Annotated in this window: 13 protein-coding genes and 1 pseudogene; 3 read left to right on the top strand and 11 right to left on the bottom strand. The window is 72.2% G+C overall.

Features of this window, described 5'->3' with window-relative positions:
* Positions 1-199: 199 nt before the first annotated feature.
* Together ACFU6K_RS12660 and ACFU6K_RS12655 are read right to left on the bottom strand one after the other, a co-directional pair.
* Positions 200-2,668, bottom strand: coding sequence for a hypothetical protein (locus ACFU6K_RS12660; RefSeq protein WP_380662556.1), 2,469 nt, complete (start codon positions 2,666-2,668; stop codon positions 200-202).
* A 159-nt stretch (positions 2,669-2,827) separates the two neighbouring features.
* Positions 2,828-3,715: an LLM class flavin-dependent oxidoreductase gene (locus tag ACFU6K_RS12655; RefSeq protein ID WP_380662555.1), complete on the bottom strand. Its 888-nt coding sequence runs from the start codon at positions 3,713-3,715 to the stop codon at positions 2,828-2,830.
* Between the two features lie 80 nt (positions 3,716-3,795).
* Here ACFU6K_RS12655 and ACFU6K_RS12650 point away from each other — a divergent pair, with 80 nt between their 5' ends.
* Both ACFU6K_RS12650 and ACFU6K_RS12645 read left to right on the top strand, forming a co-directional pair.
* The gene (locus ACFU6K_RS12650) at positions 3,796-4,110 is read left to right on the top strand and encodes a hypothetical protein (protein ID WP_380662554.1); all 315 of its coding nucleotides are present in this window, start codon (positions 3,796-3,798) and stop codon (positions 4,108-4,110) included.
* A gap of 32 nt (positions 4,111-4,142) precedes the next feature.
* Positions 4,143-5,387 carry a hypothetical protein gene (locus tag ACFU6K_RS12645; protein WP_380662553.1) on the top strand — a complete coding sequence of 415 codons (1,245 nt, stop codon included), beginning with the start codon at positions 4,143-4,145 and terminating at the stop codon, positions 5,385-5,387.
* Positions 5,388-5,410: 23 nt separating this feature from the next.
* Here ACFU6K_RS12645 and ACFU6K_RS12640 read toward each other — a convergent pair whose 3' ends face one another.
* From ACFU6K_RS12640 to ACFU6K_RS12625, 4 genes and pseudogenes are all read right to left on the bottom strand, one after another.
* A complete protein-coding gene (locus tag ACFU6K_RS12640) occupies positions 5,411-5,878 on the bottom strand; it encodes a HEPN domain-containing protein (RefSeq protein WP_380662552.1) in 468 nt (155 codons plus the stop codon).
* Positions 5,875-6,471 carry an ArsR family transcriptional regulator gene (locus tag ACFU6K_RS12635; RefSeq protein WP_380662551.1) on the bottom strand — a complete coding sequence of 199 codons (597 nt, stop codon included), beginning with the start codon at positions 6,469-6,471 and terminating at the stop codon, positions 5,875-5,877. The genes ACFU6K_RS12640 and ACFU6K_RS12635 overlap by 4 nt, the downstream gene beginning before the upstream one ends.
* A gap of 111 nt (positions 6,472-6,582) precedes the next feature.
* A pseudogene (locus tag ACFU6K_RS12630) lies at positions 6,583-6,708 on the bottom strand (LLM class flavin-dependent oxidoreductase); the annotation flags it as partial.
* A 29-nt stretch (positions 6,709-6,737) separates the two neighbouring features.
* Positions 6,738-6,950 (bottom strand): hypothetical protein, encoded by a 213-nt coding sequence (locus ACFU6K_RS12625; protein ID WP_380662550.1) that lies wholly within the window; start codon positions 6,948-6,950, stop codon positions 6,738-6,740.
* 161 nt (positions 6,951-7,111) lie between these two features.
* On the opposite strand from ACFU6K_RS12625, the gene ACFU6K_RS12620 reads away from it, so the two are divergent.
* Complete coding sequence (locus ACFU6K_RS12620; RefSeq protein WP_380662549.1) at positions 7,112-7,954, top strand: HAD family hydrolase; 843 nt, start codon at positions 7,112-7,114, stop codon at positions 7,952-7,954.
* A gap of 28 nt (positions 7,955-7,982) precedes the next feature.
* Here the strand turns inward: ACFU6K_RS12620 and ACFU6K_RS12615 are convergent, their stop codons facing one another.
* The 5 genes from ACFU6K_RS12615 to pstC form a co-directional block, all read right to left on the bottom strand.
* Positions 7,983-8,924, bottom strand: a complete 942-nt coding sequence (locus ACFU6K_RS12615) for a phosphate ABC transporter ATP-binding protein (RefSeq protein ID WP_380662548.1) — start codon at positions 8,922-8,924, stop codon at positions 7,983-7,985.
* A 23-nt stretch (positions 8,925-8,947) separates the two neighbouring features.
* Positions 8,948-9,871, bottom strand: a complete 924-nt coding sequence (locus ACFU6K_RS12610; protein WP_380662547.1) for a sortase — start codon at positions 9,869-9,871, stop codon at positions 8,948-8,950.
* On the bottom strand, positions 9,868-11,673 hold the full coding sequence (locus tag ACFU6K_RS12605; RefSeq protein WP_380662546.1) for a phosphate ABC transporter substrate-binding protein PstS: 1,806 nt from the start codon (positions 11,671-11,673) through the stop codon (positions 9,868-9,870). The genes ACFU6K_RS12610 and ACFU6K_RS12605 overlap by 4 nt, the downstream gene beginning before the upstream one ends.
* Before the next feature lie 38 nt (positions 11,674-11,711).
* On the bottom strand, positions 11,712-12,953 hold the full coding sequence (gene pstA / locus ACFU6K_RS12600; RefSeq protein WP_380662545.1) for a phosphate ABC transporter permease PstA: 1,242 nt from the start codon (positions 12,951-12,953) through the stop codon (positions 11,712-11,714).
* A 64-nt stretch (positions 12,954-13,017) separates the two neighbouring features.
* Entirely contained in the window at positions 13,018-14,049 is a 1,032-nt protein-coding gene (gene pstC / locus ACFU6K_RS12595; protein WP_380662544.1) for a phosphate ABC transporter permease subunit PstC, read from the bottom strand.
* Positions 14,050-14,161 lie beyond the last annotated feature (112 nt).

The following is a 14,161-nucleotide window of genomic DNA, read 5'->3' as shown; positions in this document are numbered from 1 at the left end:
GCGGATGGGCGAGGCCGCCCGCGGCTTCGCCGAGCGCGCCGCCGGGAAGCAACTCGGCTGCGCGGGCGGCGCCGAGCGGCTCGACGTGAGGTGAGCCGCCCGGCGCCGGGCCCCCTTCGACCACCGTGACGACGACGGGTGCCACCCCCGGAGGGGCGACACCCGTCGGTCCGTCAGGTCGGGCGGGGCGGGCGGCGGATCAGGGGCGGCCCGCCGCCGTCCGCGCGGCCACGACCGGCAGCCGCAGCGGGTTCGCCTCCGGCGACGCGACCATCCCGGGTGCCGCGGCGGACGGCGCGACGGCGGCCGACCTGGCGGTGGCGGCGGCCGACTTCGCGCCGACGCCCGTGGTGTAGTACCCGAACATGTCGACCACCAGGTCGGTGCTGCCGACGTGGTTGAAGAAGTCCACGTACCCGTTGGCCCCGACCGAGGCGTTGACCATGTTGGGGATGGTCTGGCCCGCGGTGAAGTTCAGGTTCGAGGCGTCCGGCAGCCCGGCACCGGTCGGGGCCGAGTCCGCCGGCCCGCCGTCCGGGTAGACGGTGACGAAGCTGTCCGCGGTCGGGTTGGTGACCGTCACGTTGAGCAGCAGCGAGCCGATGCCCCAGTCGCGCGGCTTCAGGCCCCAGCCGAGCAGGGAGCTGCCGCCGGGGACCGGGCCACCGCCCTGGCGGCTGTCGTACTGCCGCACGGGGGTGCCGGTGACCAGCACGCCGTCGGTGGTCTGGCCGCTGTCGTCCGGGACGAAGTAGCCCGAGGTGTCGACCACGATGTCGACCGGCGCGAAGGCCGAGCTGAAGACGTCCACCAGGCAGCCGTCGCCGAGCCGGGCGACCGCCATGTTGGAGATCGTCTGCCCGGGCGTGAAGTTGAGGGTCGACGCGTTCGGCAGCGCCTGGCCGTGCGGGTAGACCGTCAGGAAACCGACGTCCTTGGGGTCGGTGACGGTCACGTTGAGCGCGGCCGCCGTCGCGTCGTACGGGATCCGGGCCTGGTCGCACAGGTTCACCGTGACCGTGCCGCGGGACGGCACGTGGGTGGGCCGGGTGTCCAGCACCCGCTTGGGGGTGAAGCCGGTGTAGACGGCGCCCGTGGTGTCCGGGACGTAGTAGCCGGTGACGTCGGCGATCAGGTCGAGGTCCCCGTCCGAGCCGTTGAGCAGCTCGACGGCGCCGCCGGCACCGAGCTGGACCGTCACCGCGTTGGGGACGGTCTGCCCCGCGGTGTGGTTCAGGTTGGAGGTGACGGGGGCGGACCCGCCGGCCGGGTAGACGGTGACGAACCCGGTGTCCTTGGCGTTGGTCGCGGTGACGTTCATGACCACGGCGACGGCGTCGGCCGGGATGCCCGCGGTGCCCGCGACCTTCAGCGAGGTGACGCCGCGGCCCCGGAGCGTACCGGTGGTCCGGGTGTCCAGCAGGCGCTGCGGCGCCATCGCCACGTAGGTGCCCGCGCTGCCCACCGAGATGTCCAGCGGCTTGGCCAGCGGGGTGCCGACCGCGCCGTAGCTGTGGGTGCCGTTCGCGTCGGTGACGGCGATCTCCAGCGCGTACAGGCCGGGCTGGCAGCCCGTCGGCTTCGAGCCGTCCGGGGTCGTCCCGGCCGCGGCGAACGGCAGGTACAGCGAGACGTTCGTCGTGAGGGTGCCCGGCGGGACGGTGGTCGAGGCCGTCGGCGCGCAGCCCGGGGCGACCGGGCCGTGGGCGGTCACCGCGACCTGGGAGATCGGGATCGTGTCGGACACCGGGAAGGAGACCGGCGCGGTGCCCCCGTCGGGCGACAGCCGGGGCTGGAAGGATACGTCACCGATCGTCAGGGCGGTGGCCGGGGTCTGCAGCGGGGTGATGACCAGCCCGGCCGGGGCCTTCGCCTCGAAGTTCCGCTGGCTGTCGTCGGTCACCCGGACGGAGGTGACCACGCACGGGGTGGTGGCGCTGGTCGGCACCGTGATCTTCATGGTGACCGTGTCGCCCGACCAGGAGAGGTCGCCGACGTTGCCCCAGCAGTCCCCGGTCAGCTCGGGGCCGACCTGGGTGATCCGGCCGGCGGTGTCGGTGGCCTTCATCGACATCGTCACGGTCTGGGCCTGGGCGCGGTTGTCCGCCGTGGTCGCGCCCAGCGTGAACCCGGAGGCCTGGACCGGGTTGGCGCCGGCCGTCAGCTCCACCGACGGCACCTTCAGCTGGGTGCCGATGGCGGCCGTCACCGCCTGCCGGTACACCGAGCCGTCGGGCTGGGCCAGCTCCACCTGGGTCATCTCCCAGTGGCCGAGCGCGCTGGTACCCGGGAAGTGCACCGTCACCCGGCAGTTGCTGTTCGGCGACCCCTTGGGCGTCCAGCAGGGCGCGCCCTGCTCGTCGCCGCCGAAGCCCGCCTTCACGGTCTGCGAGGGGTCCGCCGAGGAGGTGAAGGTGACGCTGTTCCCACCGGTCATCCCGGTGCCCTTGACGAAGAACCAGAAGGTCCGGTCCGCGCCGTCGGGCTGCGGGTAGACGCGGGTGTCGGCGGTCCACACCGCGCCGGTGGAGATCACGCTGTGGACCGGACCCGTGTCGGCCGAGGCCGCCGGGGCGGCGAGGCCCGCCGCGGCGAGGCCGGTCACCGCGGTCAGGGCCACCGCGGTGGCACGGCGCAGCAGGCCGCCTCTGGATATGTCTCTGGTCATGCTGTCCTTCGTCTCGGACTCGACACACGCGGCCGGGGCATGCGGAATCACCAACTCCAGAAACATCCCCCGGGAAATCGGCCAGATCCTAGCGCCAGCCGACGACATGACGGAGCCGGAGCGCCCGCGGGGGTGCTCCGGCTCGGTGGGGTCGTCGGCTCAACCCAGCTGGGCGAGGCCCTCGGTGGCGATCCGTTCGAACACGGCGAGGTCGTTCTCGAAGATCGAGTCCGGGATCGGCCAGTGGATGACCAGCTCGGTGATGCCCACCTCCTGGTACGTACCCGCCCAATCGACGAAGGCGTCCACCGACTGCAGCGGCTTCTCCGCCGTCGACCCCTGGAGCAGCACCTTCTCCAGCGTCCCGGCGTCCCGCCCGACGGCCTCACAGGCCGCCGTCAGCTTCTCGACCTGGCGCGCGACCACGCCGGGCGCCTCCGCCACCGGCACGTCCGCCGGGCCCTTCGGGTCGCCGTACGTCACCCAGCCCTGCCCGTACTCGGCGGCCAGCCGCAGCCCGCGCGGGCCGGTCGCCGCCACGTAGAACGGCACCCGGGGGGTCTGCACGCAGCCGGGGATGTTCCGCGCCTCGACCGCCGAGTAGTACGTCCCCTCGCGGGTCGTGGCGTCGCTGCGCAGCAGCTCGTCCAGCAGCGGCACGAACTCCCCGAACCGGTCCGCCCGCTCCTTCGGCGACCACGCCTCCTGGCCCAGCGCCGTCGCGTCGAACCCCGTCCCGCCGGCCCCGATGCCCAGCGTGAACCGCCCGCCGGACACGTCGTCCAGCGTGATCAGCTCCTTCGCCAGCGTCACCGGGTGCCGGAAGTTCGGCGAGGTCACCAGCGTGCCGAGGCGCAGCCGCTCGGTCGCGGTCGCGGCGGCGGTCAGCGTCGGCAGCGAGCCGAACCAGGGCTCGTCCTGGAAGGACCGCCAGGAGAGGTGGTCGTAGGTGTACGCGGTGTGGAAGCCGAGTTCCTCGGCCCGCCGCCAGGTCTTCTGCCCCTCGGCCCATCGGTGGATGGGCAGGATAACGGTACTCAAGCGCATGGAACGACGATACGGGCGCGGATCGACGGTGCTTCGGACCGCCCGCGAGTCGGCGCGAGCAGATCGGCTAGCGTGGCGCCATGGGCACGTTGAGCAGGCGGGAACTGGCCGCGCTGGTCGATGAGGCGACGGTCGACACCTACGACGAGCACGAGGAGGTATCGGCTCTGTTCGCCGCCGTGGAGGAGAACCTCGCGGTGCCGTTCGGCACCTCGGTGCTGGGTGTCGAGGTGACCGTGCGCGGTGTCGACCTCTCGCGGGACGGCAGGATCGTCGCCCTGTGCACCCGAGGCGGGTTCCGGCAGGCGATCGGGCTGCTGGACCTTCCGCTGCCTGACCCGGCTCCGGACGGAGCGGAGTGGGTCGAGGCGTACCGCTACTACTGGGCGCAGTGAGCGTCGGAACCTTCAGGACCGGGAGGGCTCGCATGACTGCTGTTGTACGGAGCGAGGACGAGGCGTCGTTGCGAGGCCTGATCGAGCGAAGCTCCGAACTGAAGGGCGAACTCGTCTCCTTCGCCGAGGGCCCGCGCTTCGACCGGTGGTTGACGCCACTCCTCCTGAAGGCCTCCGGGCCTCAGCGGCAGTTGGAGGAAGGCGATGCGATCCGGATCATCGACAACTTCATCCTGCGCTACCGCCTTCCGGACGGTTCGACCGTGGTGGACCGGTTCGTCGCCGGGCGGCGGGACTTGAGCGAAGCCGATCGGGCGATGCTGCTCGGCTGGCGTGACCCGGTCGAAGGCATCTTCGAGGTCCAGCGCAAGGAAGGGGACGCCGTCGTCCTGTTGAACCTGGTCGACGACCTCGAGTACCGCACGTACTCGAACGTCGGGCGGGCGGCCTTCCGCGGAGTATCGAAGGGGGCGTTCCTCCTCGCCTGCCTGGTGCCCGTCCACTCGGCCGACGGGTCGTGGCTGGTCTCCGGGGCGATGTCGTCCTACCCGAAGTCCGACGCGACCGAGATCGCCCGAGCCGCGCTCCAGTTGGCCACCAGCCACCCCGAACTGGTCTTCCGCAACCCCGAGAAGATCGAGCAGGGATGGCAGTCGATGCGAGCGGACCGGGCCGCGTTCATCGAGTTCTGCGGCAGCGACGAACTGGTCCTCCCCCCGGCCGAGGCCGAGGAGAGGCTCAACGCCTACTACCGGAACCGGCAAGAGGCCGCCATCGCCAAGCGGCCCGACCGGGCCCGGGGCAGGCGGCTGCCGGGAATCGATCGGCCTGCCTTCGAACTGCCGCGAGCCCTCACCAACTCGGACACCGTCGGCGTCATCTACGACGAGGTCGACGGGCTCAACTTCTACGCCGACTACGGAATGCTTCGGGACCTCTTCGCCGACCCTGCCCTCGCGGGCCGCAGGCAGTACCAGGACGCGCTGCGCGCGTACCTGCGCGAGGAGTCGATCGCACCGCTGCCGATCCGCCGCCTGGCCGCCGCCCACCCGGAGACCGTCGACGCGGTGTTCCGGAAGCTGCTGCGCAAGCCCGGATTCACCTGGGGCGAGCACGGAGAAGCCCTGCTGCGCCGGCGCAAGCCCTGGTACTACGCGCAGGAGCCCCGCCCCGGCGTCTCCGTGATCGGCAAGCGCCTCGGCGAGCTCGCCGCCGGCACCGGACGACAGAAGTTCACCAGGGCGCGGCGGGTGCCGCGTCAGCCCGATCGCCCGTAAGCGTGGACGCCGACTTTCGGCGATCAGTAGCGACCCATGTGCGGCATGGTCTTCTCTGCCAGTTCGATGATCGCCTGTGCTTTCGGCAGATCTCCCCTGACCTCCTCGGGGGTGACCGGCGGAGCTTCGGCAGATCGGTATTCGCTCTCGTTCCGGCGGACACGCATACGGCTGAACGGCCGCAGGATACTTCCGAGCGGTGGGTCCAGCTGCGCCTTCACCGTCTCGTAGACCGCGACATGGCCACCCCTGCTCGTGGCGCGAAGTCCCTGGTTCATCAGGACCGCCGCAAGCGCCTTGCGCGCAGCGTCGTACGCAAGGCTGTATGCGCCGACCGGGTCGACGTCGAGGAGCAGTTCTGCAGAGGCCAAGTGCTGCCGGGCCTGGGCGAGTTCCACTTCTGCGTGCTCTGTCGAGGCCGGCACCCTCTCGACCTCACGACGTTGGATCAGGTCGTCAACGAAAGTGCGGCCCTGCTCCCAGCGGTTCATTCGCCGTTCTCCGTGCGTAGTTGCAGGCGGACCAGCGGTCGCTCGCGGACCGAGGTCAGGAATGGCTCGTCACTCGGCGATGCCCAAGCTTCCGGAGTGACACGGTGGACGTTGACGTCCCGGTACAGCTCCCGGGAGGCGCGCTCGGCGAGATCGAAGAGTTCGTCCGGATCAGGTCGTCCGATGACCAGGACGTCGACGTCCGCTGGGATCGGGCCCGGCTCGCCGCTGTGACGGGCTGCCCAGGAACCGTAGATGTACGCCTCGTCGATGCCGTCCAGGTCGGACAGGAGCGCACTCAGCCGGGGCATCGGCCCGTACGTCACCAGCAGCAGGTCACACAGCGGCTTGTACAGGACGGTGTCGGTCCTGGCTGTGATGACTCGGGTTCGTCCGACTCGCTCCTCCGAGAGGATCTCCGCGCCGACCAGCCGGTCCACCTCTCGGAGGGCAGCCGTGTGCGAGACCCCTAGCTCCTTGGCAAGGCCGGTGAGCGTCCAGCTGCGATCCGGATGCAGCAGCACGAGTGCCAGGAGGTCCCCCTGCAGCTGGGACCGGAAGAGCGGAAGCAGCGAGGGCGAAGACATCTTCATCAAGCGCACAATATCATGCGCATAATGAATATATCTCTTTGTAGCCGCTTCGCTACCGGAAATCCGGCGCCGTGATGGCCGAACGAGGCTTGGCCGAGGTCACCGGCATGCCGAGGCGCAGGCGGCCGCCATCAGTGTCGGCAGCGAGCCGAACCAGGGCTCGTCCTGGAAGGACCGCCAGGTCTTCTGCCCCTCGCTCCACCGGTGGACGGGGAGGATCACGGTGCTCAGTCGCATGCCACCGACCCTACGTCCGCGCGGCGGGGCTACGGGTGCGGGCGGGTGCGCTGGGCGGGGAGGGAGGGGGCGGAGGTGCGGCGGGCGAGGTCGGCGAGGGTGTGGAAGAGGACGTCGCCGAGCAGGACCGGGTCGCGCGAGGCTTCGGGTGCCCGCGGCGCTTCGGAGGCCTGCGGGCGCGGGTCGCGGGTGTCGGGGCGGGCGGTCGGGGGCGGCTGGTCACGGAGCTGGCGTGTGGGCATGGCTCTTCCTGCCGACGGGGTTGCCGTGGGCAGTCATGCCCGCCGTGGTCGGCCGAGCACCCCGGGTAGGGGCGGATCGGCCGGAAACGGCGCATGAAGGGCTTGATCACTGCGGGGGCGGCCGCAGGCCCCGGGCCCGGGCCGGTGCCCCGGCCGCGCCGATGGGCGAAGATGGACCGGTGACCGAATCCCGTACCGCGCCCCGCCTCATCGCCACCGACCTGGACGGCACCCTGCTCTGCTCCGGCGGCACCGTCACCGACCGCACCGCCGCGGCGCTGGCGGCGGCCGAGGCGGCCGGGGTGCGGGTGGTGTTCGTGACCGGGCGGCCGCCGCGCTGGATGCGGCAGGTGAGCCCGCACATCGGCGGCCACGGGGTGGCGATCTGCTCCAACGGCGGCGCGGTGGTGGACGTGCGGCGCGGCGAGCTGCTGGAGACCTTCCCGCTGCCGGTGGAGACCACCCTGGCGGTGGTCGAGGCGCTGCGGGCCGCGCTGCCCGGCACCGCGTTCGCCTTCGAGTACCCGGGCGGCTGGGCCCGCGAGGCCGGGTACGCGGTGCCGATGTGGGGCGACGAGATGGAGCACGAGGTCGGCCCGGCGGAGGAGCTGCTGGGGGCCGGCGGGTCGGTCCGGGGCCTGTTCAAGCTGCTGGCCAAGCACCCGGACCTCGACCCGGACAAGTTCCTCGCCGAGGCCAGGGCGGCGGCCGGGCACCTGGCCGAGATCACCCGCTCCGCGTCGATCCCGCTGCTGGAGATCAGCGCGCCCGGCGTCACCAAGGCCAGCACGCTGGCCCGCTGGTGCGCCGGGCACGGGATCGACCGGAGCGAGGTGGTGGCCTTCGGCGACATGCCGAACGACCTGGAGATGCTGGCCTGGGCCGGCACCGCGTACGCCGTCGCGAACGCGCACCCGCAGGTGCTGGCGGCGGTGCCGCTGCACACCGTGAGCAACGAGCAGGACGGCGTCGCGGCGGTGCTGGAGCGGCTCCTCGGCCTGTAGCGCCGAGGAACCGCCCGGCCGAACCGGCCTAACCGAAGCGGCCGTTGACGTAGTCCGAGGTCCGCTGGTCGCGCGGGCTGCCGAAGATCTGTTCGGTCGGCCCGGCCTCGACGATCCGCCCCGGGGTGTCGTGGGTGGCCAGGAAGAACGCGCAGGTCTGCGAGACCCGCTGGGCCTGCTGCATGTTGTGGGTGACGATCACGATGGTGAGCCGCCCGCGCAGTTCGGCGATGGTCTCCTCGACCCGGCGGGTGGAGGTCGGGTCGAGCGCGGAGCACGGCTCGTCCATCAGCAGGATGTCCGGCGAGACGGCCAACGACCGTGCGATGCACAGGCGTTGCTGCTGTCCGCCGGAGAGCGCCCCGCCCGGGGTGTGCAGCCGGGTGGACACCTCGTCCCAGAGCCCGGCCCGGCGCAGGCTGGTCTCCACCAGGTGCTGGCGCTCCTCCTTGGAGACCTTGATCCCGGCCAGCTTGAGCCCGCTGGAGACGTTGTCCTGGATGGACATCGCCGGGAACGGGTTGGGCCGCTGGAACACCATGCCGATCCGGCGCCGCACCTCGGCGGGCCGGCGGCCGGGCCGGTAGACGTCGTCGCCGTCCAGCAGCACCTCGCCGGCGAGGGCGGCGCCGCGCACCATCTCGTGCATCCGGTTGAGGATCCGCAGGTAGGTGGACTTGCCGCAGCCGGACGGGCCGATCAGCGCGGTGACCTCGCCGGCCGGCATCGCCAGCGAGACCCGCTCCAGCACCTTGCGGCTGCCGAACCAGGCGGAGACCTCCCGGGTCTCCAGCCCGGCGAGCGGCCCGCCGTCGGGATGGCCGTCCGCGCCCTGCCCGTACGGCTGGTCCCCGTGCGGCTGGTCCCCGTACGGGTCGGGGGCGACCGGCGGGAGGGTGATGGTGTCGGCGACCGGATCGGCCGGTGAAGAGTCGGCCAGTGAGGTGTCGGTCAGTGGTGCGTCGGTCATCGGAACGGTCCTCCGGGCGCGCGTCAGTAGAGGTTGGGCAGCAGGGCGGCGGCGTTCTCGTAGACCGCCCAGAGCAGCGCGCCGACCACCGGCGCGAGGCTCAGGTAGGCGGCCGAGCGCCGCCAGTACCGGGCCAGCACCAGGGCGCCGGCCACCGCGCCGAGCAGGCCGAGCGACCAGAGCTGGAGGGTGGCCAGCGCGCCCTTGTCCGCGGCCAGCGCCTTGTCGTACGGGACGGTCGCGGGCCGGCGGCCGGGGTTCTGCTCCGGGTCGCCGTCCAGCCGGGCGCCGATCAGCACGGTGGAGCCGGGGATCCAGTCGGAGTCGCCGGTGACCAGCACCATCCGGTTGCCGGCCGCCGGGTCGACGATCGGGTGGTCGCCGTCGCCGTACACGTTGACGGTGTAGCTGAACTTTCCCTGGCCGGTGGTGGCCTCGATCCTGTCGCCGACCCGCAGCCTGGACAGGTCGGCGAACGGCGCGCCGAAGGTGGCGCCGCGGCCGAAGAGCACGGTGACCCCGCGCTGGCCGGGCAGTGCGGTGTCCCGGCGGTGGCCGGGGCCGCGCATCAGGTCCCGGCCGGTGGTGCCCTCGACCACCACGGCCTGGTGCAGGCCGATCGCCGGGATGTCCAGCAGCGCCACCGGGGCACCGTCGGCGGCCGCGCCGGTCGGGGCGACCGCCCGGGCCAGCTGGTCGCGGAAGGTCTTGTACGCGGTGGACTGGTAGTGCCGCTGCTGGACGTGCGACAGCGTGAACAGGTACCCGACGAAGCCGAGCACCAGCGCGGCCGCCAGGCTGACCGCCCAGGCGCCCTGGAGGAACCGCCGCCGCCCGGGGGAGACGGCGGGCCGGACCGGGGCGTCGGACACGGCGGCGGCGGCGGGGGCGGCCGGCTGCGCCGCGGCGCTCCGCTCGACCGGCTTCTCCAGCACCGGGGCCGTCACGAGGTGCCGCCCGAGCCGTTGCGGCGGCGCAGCAGGCGGCGGCCGAGCAGCGGCGGGACGAGCACCACGGCGAGCAGTTCCAGCGCGGTGAGGGAGGACAGCATCCAGTCCTCGGGCTTGCCGCTGACCTCGACCACGTTGGCGGCCACCTCGGTGGCGGCGCCGCCGCGGCCGCGGGCGACCACCTGGCCGGTCTGCGGGTCGACCACGTCCTCGGTGCCGTCACCGGCGCCGGGCGCGTTCGGGTCGCCGCCGGCCGCTCCGGCGGCGTTCGGGTCGCCGGCACCGCCGGCCGTACCCGCACCGCCGGTACCGCCCGCCGCGCCGCCGGTACCGGTGCCCCCGGTGCCACCGGACCCACCGGTGCCGCCGGAGCCGCCCGCCGCACCGCCGGAGCCGCCGGCCGCGCCGCCGGAACCGCCCGAGCCGGAACCGGTCTTGACCGGCTGGCCGTTCTGCACGGTGCAGTCCAGCGGGCTGCCCGCCTTGTCGCAGGGGCTCGGCATCGGGGCGTTCTTGAGGACGGTCAGCTCCCCGGCCGAGTTGAAGGTCGGGTTGGCGCAGTTGGCGAGGGTGTCGGGGTCGACCGGGCTGGCGTTGCCGGGGATGTTCCTGGTCTGCAGCAGACCGCCCTTGACCAGGCCGCGCGGGATCGGCGAGTAGCCGAGGTCGTCCGCCTTGCCCTGGCCCTCGCACAGCACGTAGGAGAGGAAGCGGCTGAGCGCGGACCCCTTGTCGTTGTTGAAGCGCGGCGGCGGGGGCGCCGAGGCTCCGGCCCGCGGCACGATCAGGTAGCTGTAGCTGGAGATCGGGTAGGCGCGCGGGTCGTCCATGGTGTAGACGCCGTCGAGGTTCTGCTGCAGGTAGTTCGGGTCGTTCGCGGGGGTGCCGTCGTCCACGCCGCGGATCCTGGCGGCGGTGAGCGCGACGGCGACGTTGGAGGCGGTCGGCAGCGCGTAGTAGCCGGCCTGGTTGAGCACCTTCACGACCGGCCAGTTGCTGCGCTTGGCGAAGGCGTACTCGTCGTAGCCGATGGTGCCGACGTTGGTCGGGGACTTGATGTAGCCGGCCACCACGTCGGAGCCGTTCTGCGCGGTCATCCGGCCGGAGGGCGGGTAGAACTCGGTGTAGTCGCCGCAGCTCACGCCGTTGACGGACTTGCAGTAGGCGTCCCACTGGTCCTTGTGGGTGTGCTCCATCCAGCGGGTGAACTGCGCGGTGGCGCCGGAGCCGTCGGAGCGGACCACCGGGGTGATCGGCAGGCTGGGCAGCGGCTTGCCGTAGTCGTTGGTGATCTTCGGGTCGTTCCAGTTGGTGATCTTGTTGGTGAAGATGTCCACGATGGTCTGCGGGGAGAGCCGCAGGTCGCGGACCTGCTTGCCGCCGACCACCAGGTTGTACATGAAGGTGGTGCCGCCCGCGGTGATCGGGACGTAGGAGAAGCCCCAGGTCGGCTTCTCCGCGCTTCCGGTCCCGGACGCCTGGCCGCCCTGCCCCACCCCGCTGTCCTGCCCCGAGCGGAACGGCACGTCCGAGGCGGTGAAGTCGTCCTGCCCGTTCGACCAGGCGGTGCGGCCGGCCGCGGAGCCGACCGGGCTGAAGTTGATCTGGATGCCCTGCGGGGAGACGTCCTGCCGCCACTGGTCGATGGCAGGGCCGGCCCAACTGGAGCCGTCCGCGCTCAGCGAGACGGAGGCCGCGAACGCCGGGGTCTGCCCCAGCAGCGGGGAGGCCGCCGCGAGCATCAGGGACATCGTCCCCGCCAGCAGCCGGGCCACGGAGCGACTGAGGCCCCTGGACATGTGAACTCCTCTGGTACGGAGGGTGGTTGGTCTGGACATCACTGCTGCACCTGCGGGTGGAGGGCGTACGGGCGGGTGGCGGCGCCCAGGGCGGCCGCCTCCAGGCGGCGGGCCTCCCGGTCGATCCGGCGCTTCTGGGCGCGGGTCAGCTGCCCGGGACGGCGGCCGCCGAGCATGCGCGCGGTGACGAAGAGGATCAGCACCACGGCCATCAGGGTCAGACCGGCCGCGAAGCCGCGCGCGATCATCCCGTCGTACGGCTGCTTGACGTAGTTCCAGATGTACAGCGGCAGCGACACCTGCTGCGCGTCGAACGGGCTGGCGTTGAACCGCGGGGTGAAGCCGGAGGTGAGCAGCACCGGCGAGGTCTCGCCGACGCCGCGTGCCATGCCGAGCACCACCGCGGTCACCAGACCGGGCCGGGCGGTCGGCAGCACCACGTTCCACACCGTGCGCCACTGGCTGCCGCCGAGCGCGTAGGAGGCCTCGCGCAGGGTGCCGGGCACCAGCCGGATGACCACCTCGGCGGCCCGGGTGACGATCGGCATCATCATCACGGTGAGCGCGAGCGAGGCCGCGAAGCCGCTCTTCTCGAAGCCGAAGGTGAGGATCACGATGCCGTAGACGAACAGGCCGGCCACGATGGACGGCAGCGCCGTCATCGCCTCGACCAGGGTGCGCACCGGGCGGGCCGCCCGGCCGCCGACCTCGGACATGAAGACGGCCGCCGCGATGCCCAGCGGAACGGCGAACAGGGAGGCCAGGCCCAGCTGTTCGAGCGACCCGACGATCGCGTTGAGCGCGCCGCCGGAGGTGAGCGGGTCGAGCGGGCCGGTGCGCTCCATCGACTCGGTGAAGAAGTTGAGGTGCTGGGCCGCCTCCCAGCCCCGGCTGGCGACGTAGCCGATCTGGTCGGCGGTCAGCGCGACCACCAGCAGCCCGGAGCTCCAGGCGACCACGGCGACCAGCCGGTCCCGCACCATCATCGGGTTCCACTGGAGCCGGCCGAGCAGGTAGTAGCCGGCCAGGAAGAGCAGGTACCAGCAGAGCAGGAAGCCGAAGGCGCCGCTGAACGGCAGCACCCGCTCGTAGAGCACCCAGTCCAGCGCGAGCGAGCCGGCCACCGCACCCGCCACGGTGAGGACGTCGTCGCGGGTGACGCCGCCGATCCGCAGCTTCTTCTCGGGCTGCCGGGCCGCGGTGGGCGTGGCGGGCCCGACGGGCGCGGGCTCGCCGGCGGGCCCGGACGCCGCGACCGGCGGCAGGTCGAGCGTGGTCATCGGATGGTCCCTTCACGGTTCGGACGGCTGCGTGCCCTGTGGGCGGACTGACGGTCCGTCATGTTCAGTCCGCCGTCGCGGCGCCGGAGCGCGAGCGGTTGATGACGACCCCGGCCAGCACGTTGACCAGCAGGGTGAGCGCGAACAGCACCAGACCGGCGGCCATCAGCGCGGAGAGCGACAGCGCGTCCGACTCGCCGAAGCGCAGCGCGATCAGCGCGGAGATCGAGTTGGCACCGTTCTCCAGGATGTGGGTGATGGCCTTGAAGTTCGGCGAGATGATCAGCGCGACGGCGATCGTCTCGCCCATCGCCCGGCCGAAGCCCAGCATCACCGCGCCGATGACCCCGCCCTTGCCGAACGGCAGGACGACCGCGCGGACCATCCCCCACCGGGTCGAGCCGAGCGCGTACGCGCCCTCCCGCTCGCCCTGCGGGGCCTGGGAGAAGACCTCCCGGCTGAGCGAGGTGACGATCGGGATGATCATCAGGGAGACCACCACGCCGGCGATGAAGGTCGACGAGGTGTACGAGGTGCCGATGTCGCCGGTCCGCACCTTGAGGAAGGGGAGGTACTCCCCCAGGTGGTTGGCCAGCCAGCGGACGAAGCCGATGATCCGCGGCTGCAGGAAGAACAGGCCCCACAGGCCGTAGACGATGCTGGGGATCGCCGCCATCAGGTCGATCAGCGAGATCAGGGCGGCCCGCAGCCGCACCGGGGCGTACTCGGAGATGAAGATCGCGGTGCCGATCGCCACCGGGACGGCGATGACCAGTGCGATCACCGCGATCAGCAGCCCGTTGGGCAGGACGGCGGCGATGCCGAAGTTGTGGGCGGCGGTCTGCCACTTCTGCTCGGTCAGGAAGGACCAGCCGACGGCGCGCAGCGCGTCGGAACCGCGCAGGACCAGGAAGAAGGCGATCAGTCCCATGATCGCGAAGACCGAGAAGCCGGCCAGCCGCAGCACGCCGCGGAACACCCGGTCGCCCGGGGTCGCGGGGGAGGTGATCGTGCGGGGCACGTCCTGGTCGGGCCCGTGGTCGGGTTGGCGTGGTGCCCCGGCGTACGGTGCCGCGGGCTCGGCGGCGGATGTCATGGTGTGCTCTCCGTGCTCGGGAACGGGCGTGCTCGGTGAGGGACCGGGGCGCTGCCTCGGCGGGAGGGATCGACGGGAGGGATCGGCGGGAGGAATTTCGGCGGAGGGTTAT

Source organism: Kitasatospora sp. NPDC057512 (assembly GCF_042802135.1).
Lineage (GTDB): Bacteria > Actinomycetota > Actinomycetes > Streptomycetales > Streptomycetaceae > Kitasatospora.
The sequence above is the reverse complement of the archived record's forward strand: the minus strand, read 5'-3'. Positions and strand labels throughout refer to the sequence as shown.